This is a genomic window from Sphingomonas sanguinis, assembly GCF_019297835.1.
GTDB classification, from domain to species: Bacteria; Pseudomonadota; Alphaproteobacteria; order Sphingomonadales; family Sphingomonadaceae; genus Sphingomonas; species Sphingomonas sanguinis_D.
The window spans coordinates 2,444,595-2,459,272 of the sequence record NZ_CP079203.1; the positions used below are offsets into that span (position 1 = coordinate 2,444,595).

Here is a 14,678-nt window from a genome sequence, read left to right on the forward strand (position 1 = left end):
GCTATACCCCATTTGGACCAGCCTCCCGCAACACTCCAGACCCAACCGAGTGATTTGGCCGAACCCCAATCGCCGACACCTCAAGATCGTCCACATGCTGCAGCAGGAACACCGTGCGCGGCAAATCTACCACCCCGTCGAGGCGGGCGCCCACCACCGTCCCGGTCAGCTCGGCAGCGGGTGGACGGCTATGCGCCCGCTGGCCATAGCGGGATTAAGACAAGCTGACGCTAATCGGCGTTCTTGGAGGCAGTCCCTTAGCTTTCGTGATGAACTGACCCATGAGGTGCCAGTATACGTCTAAGTCTGACAGCTCCAAATTCTCGACTCCATCGCTGCCGCCAAGGAACAGCGGCTTCTTATATCCGATGCACTGATCGAACGCTGGGGTCGCCCCCCCGCTTGTCCGCCATCTTTCGTAAAAGCTGATCGCAAGCGCCGCTTCCCCAAATTCGAGCAGACCAGCGTCATGAAAGGTGAACAGGTTGGCGGGTATCTCTAATGCCTCTCCCGTGCCTGGCTCGAACATCACGACACCCTTCTGACCATCTTCGATCCGACCCGCGTCAATGGCGAAGGTGCTGCCGAGCCAGTCGAAGCCGAAGCAGGTGATCCTGCCCTCGAACTCAGGGAAGCCCAGGCAGATGCGTTCATTCCATTCGTTCAAGTCGGCAGGGGCGATGACACGATACAATCCATCACGGAAAGAGCTACCCCCGAACGCGGCGAAGAACTCGCGCAAGCCGGGAATATCTGGCCGTAGACCTTCTACATCATGGCCGCGCCGGTCTTGCCGATCCCGGGGGAAATTCCGTTGGAAGACTTCAAACATTAGCGATGCCCGATCGTCACGCGGTTGATCCTCGTTCCTGGCGGCAGATTTTTAATCTGCTGCTGGATTTGTGCCCCAAGACTGCGATTCACGCTAGAGTCAAGCGGCCACATATTCCCGACCGTGTCGGCCCCGCCCAGCTGGAGATCAACCATGTGATCGACATCGCTACCTGCCGGAACTTCGCCGCCAGCTCTCCTAAACATGGTTCGCGCCGAAGTGCCTCCGCGAGTCGTCTGCATCACGACCGTATCTGCGTCGTTCAGCATTTGCGTTTTGGCAAGCGCCTCCGCCTGTTGCATAGCAGACCAACCCGGCTTGTATTTTAGAGCCAGATCAACCCCTGCACTCTCTGCGGCCGTCCGCCCCAGTCCGATCCTGCCGAGCAAGCTAGACCCTACCCGGCCAAATGCACTTGCTATGCCGTAGCCGACCACGCCGCTCGCGAAGTCCGTGGCCAAGCTGGACGCGGTGTTGGTCTCCCCCAAGGCCGGTCGATACCCGAGGCCAGTCACGGTTGAGGATAGTCCAGCAACGCCCGCATTGGCCGCCCCGGTCGTTGCCACGCCCCAGCCAGCAGTCGCCACCAGCCCAGTCCCGGCTACACCGACCAACGCCCCTCCGGCCGAGCCCAGCAGGAAGCCACCAACCAGGCGATTGGCCTGCGACTCCGCCGTGCGATCCCATTGCTCGATCAATCGCCGGTTGTTGGCGATCGCCGCGTCGAACTGGCGCTTGCCGTCAATGCTGTATTGGCCAGTACTATAGTCCGCCTCATACGCCTGAACGCGTGCATCGAGTGTGCCCATGTCGATCGCGTAACCGGCATCTCGTGTTACCAAGTTCGGTTTTCCGTCCGAACCGATCCCCGCTTTGGGCTGGCCGTTGGCGCGATCCTGCTCGGCTTGCTGCTCGGCGAGTTCGCGCTTGATCTGCGCAACCTGCCTCTCCATCCGGGCGGCCGTCTCGGCACTGATCCGGCCACTGGCCCGCAGCGCGGCGATGCGCTGCTCGATCGGGACGGGTGCGCCATCTGCGGCCTGTACGCCGCCATCGTCCAGCCTCGCCGATCTTAGCCTCCGGCTTTCGGAATGGAGGCTCGCCTCGCCCACGCCTTGCGCCACCAGCCGCCCGACTGTGCTGCCGATCACATCGGGCAGGACCGACAGGATATTGTCGCCGAAGCTCGTGCCCTCGACGAGACTCCGTGTCGCCGCACCTGCGATGCCCGAGGCCGCGCCGGACAGCAGTTGCGCGCCGAAGGACGATCCGCGCGGTGCGGTGGCATAGCCCACCGCCCCCGTGACGCCCGCCGCCGCCACGCCCGCCCAGTCGAACCGGCGCTGCAGCCCCGTCGCCACCGCGATGCCCTGGGTCAGCACATTGCCTGCGACCCCGCTGACCGCTGCTCCGGCCACGCCGCCGCCGACCCGGCTCGCCAGGCCGGTCGCACCAAGGCCCGCACCGACACCGCCCGAGATCGCCGCAAGCGCCACGCCCCGGAACGAGAATTGGTCCTGCAGACCCGTCGCCACACCCACGCCCTGGCTGACCGCCGAGCCGACAGCCGCCGAGCCTGCTCCGATCGCGATCGCGCCCAACGTTCCTGCAACGCCGCCGCCCAGGGCACCGGCGATACCGCCCCCCGCTCCCAGCACTGTGGCGATGCCCGTGCCGAGCGACGTCGCCACCGGAGCAAAGGCCGCCACCGCCGCCCCCGCCGTCACCACGGTGACGGCAATCGCGACCACCGCCAGCAGGATCGCGCCGAACACGCCGCAGCGGTTGCGTCGGCGCCCGCCTTGCGCCGCGCGCGGCTGGGGGACGGGGGTGTTGGGCTGGACGTCGCCCAGCGCCTCGGCCGGGTCGTAGGGGCGCCAGGTGTCGGCGCTGTTGCCCCGGTTGACCACGGTCGAGGGGATGGAGAGCACCCGCCCCTCGGCCAGCGTCTCGTCCGCGCTCAGCCCGTTGGCACCTGCGATCAGGTACCAGAGGTTCGCATCGCCCCACAGCGTCTGGGCGATGCCCGCCAGCGTATCGCCGCTGCGCACGGTGTAGCTCTGCGTCGTCGTCGCGACGCTGCGATAGTTCACCGCATCGTAATTCTGGTCGAAGTCGGCATGCGCCGCGCCGGAGAAACCGCCGTTCCGGAAAGGCCCCGCCGGGCTGGCGGTGGTCGATTGCGGCTCGGGCGCTCTTCCCTCCGCCACGGCGGCGGCGAAGGTCGTGTTGTCGGTGCCGTCATTGCCGACCTCACCCATCACCACGCCGTCGAAGATATAGCGTTTCTCGCGCGGGTTGGCGGCGGGGGCACCGGCATATTGCGGCTGCTCGTCGCGGGTCAGGATCTGGCCGCCCAGGTCGGTCGTCACCGCCACGGTGCGCGGCCGCACCCCACCGGTCAGCGTCACGCCGAGCAGCCGCCCGGCCTCGTCATAGGCGTAAAGCGACTGGGTCGTGCCGTCGGTGTTGGTCAGCGTGACCGCGCTCGTCAGCGGTCCGTCGCGCCAGACATAGCTGTAGGTGGTCGTGGCGTTCGACGTGGCGGCGCCGCCGTCCTTCCAGCTCTGCACCGCGCTGGACGACAGCGTCCCGTCCGGATTGTACCAGTTGGTCGCATAGCTGTTATAGGTCTCGCTGCCCCGGCGCTGCGTCGCGCTCTCGGCCGTCACCCGCCCGCGATTGTCATAGGCAATGCCGTAGCGCGAGCGGACCACCGTCATCCCGTCCGGGTCATATTGCTGTTCCGACAGCACCCGGCCCAGCGCGTCGCGCTGATAGCTGGCGAGCAGCGTCTCCGGCCCGAAGCTCCCGGCGGTCACCGCATCCGACTGGTATACCGCGACCAGCTGGCCGTCGTCGGAATAGGCATAGCGTTCGCGGTGCTCGGCCGCCGAGGTCGCGCCCGCCTGGCCCGCCGCGGCGACACCTGCAGCGGTGGTGGCGCTCACCCGCTGGCCCGCCGCGTCGTAGAGCAGGCTGACCCCGCTGCCCCGCACGATCACGCCCCCCGACTGCTCGCCCTGGTCGAGCACGACGCGGTTCATCGCGTCGTACAGGTACCAGCGCGTCTGCGGTCCGGTTTGAAGGGACGACAGGCCGCTCGGGTCCATCGGCCGGTAGCTTTGCGTCAGGCTGCGAATATTGCCGACCGCGTCGTAGCTCCAGGACAGCGCCGCATGGGCCGCCCCGCCATCGGCGGCAAGGTCCGTCCAGGATGTCATCCGCCCGAGAAGGTCGTAGGTGGCGCGCCCGTCCTGCTTGACGGTGGCGCCCGCGACCAGCCGCTCATAGGCGCGGTTGCCGGACGCGTCATAGCCATAGGTCGCGGTCTGCCCCGCCTCGACCACGCTGGCGACCAGGCCGGTGTTGTAATAGCCGAACGAGACGGTCCGCTCGCCCGCCGCGCCGCTATGCGTCTCGGTCGTCGCGCGTCCGGCCAGGTCGTAGGACAGCAGGGTGACGTTGCCGCCCTGATCGGTGCGCTGCTGGACATGGCCGAAGCTGTCGGTCGTCTCGGACGCCGCCACCGCGCCGTCCACACCGAAGCGATCGGCGGACGTGCTGACCGTCTTCACCCAGCCGCCGGTGACGCCCAGCCCTACCGTGCGGGCAAAGCCGCTCCACTGATAGGTATAGGTGGTCAGGTCGCCCGCAAAGTCGATGCTCGACACGACCCGGCCCTGAAGATCATAGTCGGTCGTCTCGGCACCGGCGACGACCTCGCCCGGAAAGACGCCTTCGCCGTCATCCTCGGGGCTTTCATAGGTCGTCACCCCGACGGGCAGCAGCACGGCATAGCCGCGCACCGAGTCATAGACCCAGCGCCGTCCCTCCGGCCCGGTCGCCGGATAGCTGACCGGCATGGTCAGGCCCGTGTTGGTGCCCGCCGCGCCGCCGGTATCGCCCTGGATCAGGTAGCGGCCGCTGGGCGACAGATAGAAGGTGCCGCCCGCCCCCTCGTCATAATAGGGATAGGTCTGGCCGACGACCGGGGCCTGATAGACGGAATTGGAGTGGCGGATGCGCTGGCCCAGCCCGTCATAGGCATAGGTGTCGGTCAGCCGGGTGGCGGCGGCGCCCGGCACCGCCTGGGTGAGCAGCCGCCCAAGCTTGTCGAAGGTCCGTTCGGTGCGCCGACCTAGTCCGTCGATCGCCGCGACCGCATCGCCGAACACATCATATTCGCGCGCATTGGTGCTGGCGTCGGGACGATATTCGACCAGCACCAGCGGGTCCTCGTCGCCGTAACCGCGCCCTTCCAGCAACGTCCGGCGGGTCAGATAGCCATTGGCGTCGCGGGTGCCGATCGCGCGGCCCGACAGGTCATAATAGAAGCGGTCGGTCGGGTTCAGGCTGACCGTGGTCGTGTCGGCCAGCGTCACCGTCACGGTCGGGCCGTTCCGCTCGATCAGCTTGCCGATACTGTTGTAGCGATAGCTGGTAGTCGCACCGCGCGGATCGACGTCGGACACCACCTCGCCAAAGGCATTGTGCGCCTGGGTCCGCGACAGCGTCACCGCCCCCGCGCTCGTTCCATCGGCCTGAAGGCCGAGCTGACGGCCGACCTCGTAGCTGGCGGTGGCGAGATCGCGGCGGTCATAGGTGGCATAGGTCACGACCGCATCGGCCTGCCCCGCCAGCCCGCGTGCGAGCAGCGTTCCTACCGGTGCCTCGGTCGCGTCGAAGCCGTTGCTGGCGACGGTCAGCGTCGCATTGGCGTTGCCGTCATAGCCATATTCGCGCCACACGCCGTCACGCGCATTGGTCTTCACGACGCGGCCGAGCGCGTCATAGACGTTGCGCTCCTGGATATAGCCGTTGATCGTCTTGTAGACCGCGTCGCCGAACGCGTCGTAACCGGTGGTGGACAGGTCGCCCCAATACCAGCGGTCGCTCGACAGCGACGCGGCATAGGTGCCGACCGTACGGCCGACCGCGTCGTACTGGGTGAAGCGGCCTTCGGTGACGACATCGCCGTTCGCACGCTCGCGGTCGTAGCTTTCGCGCAGGGTGCGGCCGACCGCGTCATAGGCGAAGGAGCGGGTGAAGCCGGTCGCGTCGGTCTGGCTCAGCAGCCGCCCGCCCGCGCCATAGACGAAGGCGTTGACCCGGTCGGTGGCGGCGGGCGCGACCGGCGCGTTCGTCGGCGCGGCGGTCCGCTGCGGCATCGCGATCACCGGGTCGGCGGGCGAGAAGGCGAAGTCGGCGGGCTGGATTTCCGCGACCGTCAGCGACCGGAGCACGATGCGCGGCGCATTCGCCATGGTGACATGAACGTCGCTACCGACCTGGGTGAAGGTCAGCTCGGCAAAGCTGCGGCCCGGAATGACGATACGGTCGCGACCGGGGGTGAAACCGGCGATCGTGCCCCAGTCATATTGGGGGTTCCGTATCCAGTCGTTGGGCGCGAAGATCGTGTCGTCGAAGATGAAGGTGTCGTTGCCGCTGCCGCCGATCGCGAGCACGCCGACATTGCGCACCTCGATCAGGTCGTTGCCGTCGCCGCCGCTGACCGTGCTCAGCCATTGTTCGCTGATGAGATGGTCATCGCCGTCACCACCGGTGAACGCCCGGCCATGTCCCTCGCCAGGAAGGACGATCAGGTCGTTGCCCGCCGTCGCCTGCGCTTCGTAATTCGTGCCTGTCGGCCTGTTGGTGATGAGCGGGGTGGGGCGCCGGTCGCTGATCGGTCGTGAGCCGGTGAACCCCGCTCGGTCGATGACGAAGTCGGCGGCGGTCAGGCTCGCCGCATTGGTGTTGCGCAGTATGATCCGCGGCACATGGGAAACCAAAATCTGGGTATCGGCGCCATTCTGGACGATGGTCAGGTCGGCAAAGCCCGTGATCGCGTTCAGGATGGCGATCTTGTCGACGCCGGGCGTGAAGTCCGCGATTTCGCCCCAGCGTTCCTCGGGATTGTAGATGAATTGCTGCCCGACCAGATTTCCCAGATCGAAGACGAAATAGTCGCTGCCCGCGCCGCCATAGCCGGACAGAAGCGTGCGGAACTCCAGCACGTCGTTGCCCGCGCCGCCGTCCATCATGCCGTTCCAGCTGCTGTTGATCAGCCAGTCGTCGCCGTCGCCGCCCTCCAGTCCGTAATTATTGCCCCCGCCCTCCTGGGCGGAGATCATGTACATGTAATCGTTGCCGCTGCTGCCATGGACGCGCGAGTAACCGTCGGCCGTCGCGATCCCGAAGGTCGCGGTGGTCACGGGCACCGGAACCGGGCGGACGGCGGCGACGATATCCTCGAACACGACCGGGGCCGAGCTATTGGCCGCGCCGCTCTCGCGCATGGTCAGCAGGTTGTTCAGATCGTCATAGGCGAAGTCGGTGGTGCGACGGATGCCGCCCAGGCTGCCGATCGCCGCATCCTGCTGCCGGATCAGGCGGCCGCTATCGTCATAGCTATATTGGGTGACCTCGCCGGTCGCCTCGTGCTTGCTCAGCACTTCGCCCAGCGCGTTGTAGGTATAGCGGATCACCGCGCTGGTCGCCGCCGCCTCGACGCCGGTGGCGCCGTCCATCAGGCCGGTCACGCCCAGCCGTTCCTCGCGGATACGCTGGCCGTTGCGGTTATAGGCGAACAGGGTGACGCGGTCGTTGGCCGCATCCGCCACCGTCTGCCCGATCACGGTCGCCAGCGGCGTGGCCTCGCTATAGGTGCCGCCGACCCGGTTGGCGTAGCGGCGCTCGGCGGTGACATTGCCCTCGGCGTCGCGGACCCAGGTGGTCAGATAGCCCTCGCCATCGACCTTGCCGATCTCGCGGCCCAGCCTGTCGAACCAGTGGAGGACGACCGCGCCGTTGCCGTCGGTCTCGCGCACCACATTGCCCAGCCCGTCATAGGCGACGGCGGTGGTGACGCCCTGCACCGTGACGTAGTTCGTCCCGTCATAGCGCCCGGCGACCGCCGCCGCGACGCTGGTCGAAATCAGCCGGTTGTTGCGGTCGAAGCCATAGGCGGTTTCGCGCGCATTGGCGGCGTTTACCGGCGCGGGCGGCGTTCCCCCGGCCAGCGCGGGCAGCGCGACCGGGTCGCCGTAAACCCGCCGCAGGACCGCATTGCCCGCGCCGTCATATTGCCAGGTGGTGAGCGTACCGACCGCCGACAGTTCGGCGATCTTGCGGTTCTGGCCGTCATAATAGGTCAGCGACCGCGCGCCGTTCGCATCGACCCGCTCGATCAGATTGCCGCGCAGGTCATAGATCATGCGCTCGGTCGGGGCGACCATGGCGGTCGTGCCCATCTCCGGATCGACCAGTATCTCGACCACATCGCCGATCGTCCCGGTCATCCGGTCGAGGCCGTCATAGGTGTAGCGGGTGGTCCGCGCCTCGGGACGCCCCGCCGCCTCGACCTTGACCGACAGGTTGCCGCCGGCGTCATAGGCATAGCTGTTGGCGATGTTGCGCCCCATCGCCAGGCCGCTGGCGGGATCGGTCCAGCGGACCTGGGTCATCTCTTCGACCAGCAGGCCGCGCCGGTCATGGGTGTTGAAGGTCACGCCGCCCAGCTTGTTGACCACCGCCGCGCGGTCGCCGAACGCATCAAGGACGTAGCGCTCGGTATGCCCGCGCGCGTCGGTCGTGGCGACCAGCCGGTCCAGCCGGTCATAGCCGAAGCTGGTGATCGCGTCGGCGCCGCTGCCATAGACGACCGGCAGGGCGGTGGCGTCGCCGGGCGACACCGCGCGCTCTGCATAGCGGATCACGCTGTCCTTCTGGCCGGTCGGCGTCCAGCTGGTCTGGGTGACATAGCCTTCGGCGTCGACCTGAACGGTCAGCCGGTCGAGATTGTCATAGTGGAAATAGCCCGAATTCCCGTTGGGATCGGTGACCTGCACCACCCGGCCGAACGCGTCATAGACGCTGGTCGTCGCCAGCCCCGCGACCGCCGCGCCGACCGGCACGGTCTCACCCGTCGCGCGACCCAGACGGTCATAGGCCGTAGTGACGCTGGAGCTCAGGGGATCGGTGGAGGAGATGCGCTCGCCGAATGCGTTATAGCCATAGTCGGTACCGGTGATGGCGCCCGCGCCCACCTCGCGCACGACCTGACCGCGCTTGTCGAAGGTCCGCGTCGTGGTCGCGGCATCCGCCGTTCCGAACGCCGCCGTCGTGCGGACCGCATCGCCCAGCGCGTCATATTCGAACCGGGTGATGCTGCCGTCCGCATCGGTCCGCTCGGTCAACCGGCTGGTCCGGTCATAGGCATAGCGCGTCACCACCGCATCGCCGGGGATCGCGGCCGGGAGCAGCACGGCCAGCTGCGCGGTCGTCGTCGCATCGGTCAGGCCGGGGACGGCAGCGGCATAGCGGATGGTCGTGGCGAGATTGCCGACGCTGTCATAGCGCCGCTCGGTCACGAAGCCTTCGCCATCCACGGCGAAGGCCTGTCGCCCGGCCGCGTCGTAGAAGGTGCGGGTGACGCGGTCGTTGGCGGCGGCGGGGACGCTCGCCTGCGCCAGGGTGATCGCGGGCGGATAGGCGTCCAGCGTCGCCCGCGCGATCGGCGTCGCATAGCTCCTGGTCCAGGCGACCCGGCCGAGCGCGTCATAGCCCATCGCCGTCACGCCCCCGAGCGCATCGACCATGGCGATACGGCGATTGGCGGCGTCGTACACGTAACGGGTGGTGCGACCCGCCACATCGGTTTCCGCCACGATATTGCCGTTGGCGTCGCTGACGAAGGTCGTGAGCTGGTTGAACCGCCCGGCGCCTGCGTCACGCGTCTCGCTCGCCAGCCGCCCGGCGGAGTCATAGGCATAGGCCGTGACCTGCGCCGCAGGCGGCGGGGTCGTGCCGATCAGCGCACTCGCCTGGTCCAGCGTCGTCGCCCCGTCGATCGCCGGATAGCGGTCGGGATAGCGGATCTTCTCGATCAGGTGCGATGCCTGATCACAGGCATATCGGGTGACATAGCCCTCGGCATCGACATCGAAGCGCAGCCGGTCCTCGCGGTCGTACAGCGCGCGGGAGACGCGATCCCCGGCATTGGCGTTGGCGGCGGCCCAGCTCGCCATCGCGGCGTCGGTCGGATCCTCGGTGCCGGTATAAGCGGTGACGAAGCGCCGTTCGGACGTCCTGTTGCCCCGGCTGTCATAGGTGAAGGCGGTGACGAAGCCCGCAGCGTCGATGCCGTAGACACGCTGGCCGCTGGCATCGAACACGCTGCGCGTGACCGGCGCGGCGGCACGCTCGGCCGCCGTCATCGCCGCGATCGCCGCCTGCATCCCCGCGACGGTGAAGGTCGCGCTGTCGGCGACGGCGACCGGATAGGTCACGGTGCGGACGAGATTGTCGGCGCCGTCATGGACCATCTCGGTCAGCGACCCCGCTCCGTCGATGGTGAAGCGCAACCGGTTGTCGCGGTCGTAGATCGCGCGGGACAGCTTGTCCGCCGCCGGGTTGGTGCTCACCCGTGCCGTGATCGCCGCGGCGGTGGTGACGGCGGACAGACCCGACAGGGCGATCGGCGCGGCATAGCCGATGGTGCGGATCGCATTGCCCGCCTTGTCATATTCGGTGCGCACGACCCCGCCGAGCGCGTCGACCGTATAGACGCGCCGATCGAGCGCATCATAGGCATAGCGCGTCACCGCCCCCTTGGCATCGGTGACGGCGGCCAGATTACCCCGCTTGTCATAAGCATAGGCGGTGACGTTGCCGAGCGCGTCGGTGGTCGAGGCGAGCCGCCCCTCCTTGTCGTAAGCGCGGGTGACGGCGCCGCCCCGCGCATCGACGAGCCTCACCTCGCGCCCGAAGGCGTCATAGCCATAGCTGGTGGTCAGTGTGTGGCCACCGCCCGCCGCGTCGACGATCCGAGTCTTGAGCAGCCCGCGCCGGTCATAGGCCATGGTGGTCAGGACGCTGCGCGCATCGAGCGGGTCGACCCGCGACACCATGTCGCCGAACGCGCTGTAGGACTGGGTTGTGACCGCCGCCTCGGCATCGGTGATCGCGGTGATCCGGCCCGCCTTGTCATAGGTCCAGCCGATCACCGTATCGCGCGCGCTGTCGGCGGTGACGGCGGGTGGCACGGTGGCGCTGGCGGCATTGCTCGCCGCATTGGCGTAGCGGGTGCTGCGCGTGACCTCGCCGAACGCGTTGTAGCGGGTGGCGGTGACGCGGCCGATCGCGTCGCGCGTCGTGGTGGTGCGGCCGGTCAGGTCGTAATAGCTATAGGCGGCCTTGCCGCGTGCATCCGTGACGGCCACCAGCTGGTCGAAGGCGTCATAGGCGTAGGTGGTGGTCAGCCCCTCACCATCCGTCTCCGTGACCCGCCGACCGGCGCGGTCATAGGTCGCGGTCACGCTATTGCCGTTGGGGTCGGTGGTGACGAGAAGATTGCCCAGGCCGTCATAGGCCATGGTCGTGGTCGCCGCCTCGCCGGTCCCGAAACCCTCGGTGCGCGTCACCACCCGGCCCGCCGCGTCATAGCCATAGCTGGTCACCGACTGATCGGGGCTGCCGTTCGCCTGCTGCGTCCGGCCGAGCAGGCCGCCCGACGCATTGTAGACATAGGTGGTGACGACGCCGTTCCCGTCGGTCTCGGACTTGATCCGCCCGCTCATGTCATGCGCGACGGCGGTGGCGATCGCCGACCCGGTCGCGGCGGCGGCGACCTGGGCATAGGTCGTCGTATCGGTGACCGAAATCGCGTTGGCGAACGCGGTCCTGCCGACCGTGCGCCCGTCGGTATCGTAATCGGTCCGCGTGACGAAGCCCTCGCCATCGACGACATAGCGCAGCTCGTTTCGCGAATTATACCAGTGGCGGGTGACGCGATCGTTGTTGGCGTCGGCGTTCACCCCCGCCCAGCCGTTCATGTCCGCCACGGTCGGCAGCGACGTGGTCGAGCGCAGCGTGGCATAGCGCGTCACCTTGGTGACGTTGCCGGATGCGTCGTAGCGATAGCCGGTGACCGCCCCGGTCGCGTCGACTTCATAGGCCAGATTGTCGCGATTGTCGTAGATCGCCCAGGTCGAGCGATTATCGGCATGATCGGCAAGCCCCGCATCGTTGAGCGCGGCCCGGACGCTCGCGACCGTCCAGTTCGAGGGCGACGTGATCGATCCGGCATAGCTTATGGTCCGCCGGGACAGGCCGTTGACGTCGGCGGCATCGACATTGGGATAGGCCATCTCGGTCACGCGGTTCAGCGCATCGATGCGGAACACCATCTGCCCCAACCCGTCATAGACCATGCGGGTGGTCCGGTCGGCACCGGCATTGGCCAGCCCGCTGACCAGCGTCGCAAAGCTGCCATTGGCGCGGTTCGACGCCATGGTCGCCGTTGCGAAGGCGGTCTCGGCGACCTTGCGGCCGCCCGCATCATATTCGATCCGGGTCAGGAAGCCTTCGCCATCGAGCATCCCGACCATCCGGCCGGTCCGGTCATAGAAGGTGCGCGACACGGCATCGCGCGCGCTGTCGGCGGTCGGCAAGGTGACGGCGGTCGGCGGCGTGGTCCTGAACCCGCTCACCTGCGACGAGGTCAGCGCGTTGTAATAGGCGGTCGACCGGACGAGCCGCCCCGAGGCATCATATTGGTTGGCGACCGTCCGGCCGGTGCCGTCGATCGTCTGGAGGACCCGCCCCTCCTTGTCATAGACGGTCCAGGCCCAGCGATCGGCACCGTTCGCGCTCGGGCGGATCGCAGCAATGTCGATATTGGCCAGCGGATCGGCGAGCGTCGCCAGCTGCGCGGTCGTCAGATAATTGGCGTACGCCGCCTCCCCGACCACCCGGTCATTGGCGTCGTAGCGATATTCGGTCACCGCGCCGTAATGGTCGACATCGGCGACCTTGCGCCCCGCCTTGTCATAGATGACATAGCTGTTCTGGCCGAAGGTGCCGGTCCGCATCCGCATCCGGCCGAGCGCATCATATTTATAGCTGACGGTGCCGGTCGCGGTATTCGCGCCGCTTTCGCCCAGACTGACCAGCTCGCCCGCCTTGTTGTAGGTCGAGGTCTGGACCAGGCCCGCCGCCAGCGTGACCACCGTGCTGCTCGCCGCATCGTTGAAGACGATGCTGGTCGTGCCGCCCGCCAGATCGACCGACGAGACGACCCGACCCATGCCGTCATAGACATAGGTCTCGGCGGCATGGGCATAGCCATTGGTCGACAGCAGCTGCCCCGCCTGGTCGTAGGTGTAGAAGACCCCGCCCTGCGTATTGCCCGCGCCCGAACTGTCGAGCGTGCCGTACCCATAGCTTGCGGTCATGTTGCCGCGCGCGTCATAAGTGTAGGAGCGCTGGCTGATCTGCGTCTTGTCGGTGTTCGAGGCCCAGTTCGTCATCTGCGACAGGCTGGGCGTCGCGGTCGCGGACAGTCCGCCGACGTCATAGCGCGCGGCGGTATAGGTCAGGGTCAGGACCTCCACCCCGCCCTTGCCCGAGGAATCGTCGTAGCGATGCTCGACGACATTGCCGTCGGGCGACATCTCGAAGCGGACGCGGTTGTTACCGTCATAGACCCAGCGGCTGGTCTGCTGCACCGCCGCCCCGCTCTGGTCGGCGGCGGTCCGCGTCTCGGTCAGGACCTCGTTCTTCGACCCGAAGGTGCGCGTCGTCGCATTGCCGAGCCGGTCGGTGACCGTCTGCGCCAGCCCGTTGGCGGTGAACCCGGCATAGCTTGTGACGTTGCCCAGCGGGTCGGTGACCGAGGTCACGTCGCCATTCGCGTTATAGGCGAATTGCGTCACCTGCGCCGTGGCACCGCTGGCCGCAGGGGGCGCGGTGATCTTGGTCAGCTGGCCCTTGCTATCGTGATCCAGCCGCGTGACCTGGCCGGTCGGGTCGGTGATGCCGGTATAGCCTGATTGATAGTCCAGGCTGGTGATGCGCGTCACGCCGCTCGCCGCCGTCTGCTCCAGCGTCTTGACCCGCAGCGCCGAGTCATAGGTGATTGCCAGCGACGACCCGTCGGTCTGGCTGATCGAGGCGACCCGCTTCGAGGTGCCGTCATAGCTATAGGTCGTGACATAGGTCTTGCCGTCACTGACGCTGTTGTCGGTCGGCGACAGGTCGACGGTGACGGTGGTCAGCCGGTTCGACGAGTCATAGCCATAGCGGGTGCGCGTCAGCGTCCTGGCGCTGTTCGACGCATAATCAGTATAGCCGGTGACGATCTGGGTGATATTGTTCCCGGACCAGTCATACTGGGTATAGCCGCCATCGGCGGTCGTCACCTTGTTGAGCTTGCCGCCGCTCAGATACGAGAAGGTGAGGCCGTTGCCCTTGGTGTCGGCCGCCCGCGTGATGAGGTAGCGGCCGTTGATCGCATAGCCATAGCTCTCGGTCTGCTGGCTGTCGCCGTCGGTCCAGGTCCAGGTCGAACTCGACGCGCTCCAGCTCAGCCGGTCATAGGCCCCCGCGCCATCGGTCGCGACATAGATCGACTGGCTGGAATTCCAGGCATAGGTGATTTCCGAACCGTCGGCCGATACCCGCTTCACGGTCGAGCCGGACGTGTTGAGGGTGCCGGTCAGGCCATAGACCTGACGATCGGTCGACTGGCGCCAATTGTCGCCATTTTCGTCCGACAGATTGCCCAGGCTGTTATAGGTGCGCCCGACCGCGACGTCGGGTCCGCGCCCGATCAGCATTTCGTCCTGTTGCTGGATCAGCAGATTGCCGGTCGCGGCGTTCACATGGACCCGCTCGTTCGCGCGCCCCAGGCCGCTCGACCACAGCATGCCGGCGTTGCCGAGCACACTGCCCGAACCGCGCTCGGCACCCGCACCCAATCCGGTGAACATCGCGACCATCACTAGATCCCCTTCGACGCGACCTGTCCCTGCGCTGGTCGCCAAGGACTTTGTCGGGGAGG

General features: G+C 67.2%; 2 protein-coding genes. Both read right to left on the reverse strand.

Annotation, left to right across the window (positions count from 1 at the left end; translation table 11 throughout):
* Positions 1-214: 214 nt before the first annotated feature.
* Complete coding sequence (locus KV697_RS11415) at positions 215-832, reverse strand: T6SS immunity protein Tdi1 domain-containing protein (RefSeq protein ID WP_219018291.1); 618 nt, start codon at positions 830-832, stop codon at positions 215-217.
* Positions 832-14,616 carry a DUF6531 domain-containing protein gene (locus tag KV697_RS11420; protein WP_219018292.1) on the reverse strand — a complete coding sequence of 4,595 codons (13,785 nt, stop codon included), beginning with the start codon at positions 14,614-14,616 and terminating at the stop codon, positions 832-834. The genes KV697_RS11415 and KV697_RS11420 overlap by 1 nt, the downstream gene beginning before the upstream one ends.
* Positions 14,617-14,678 lie beyond the last annotated feature (62 nt).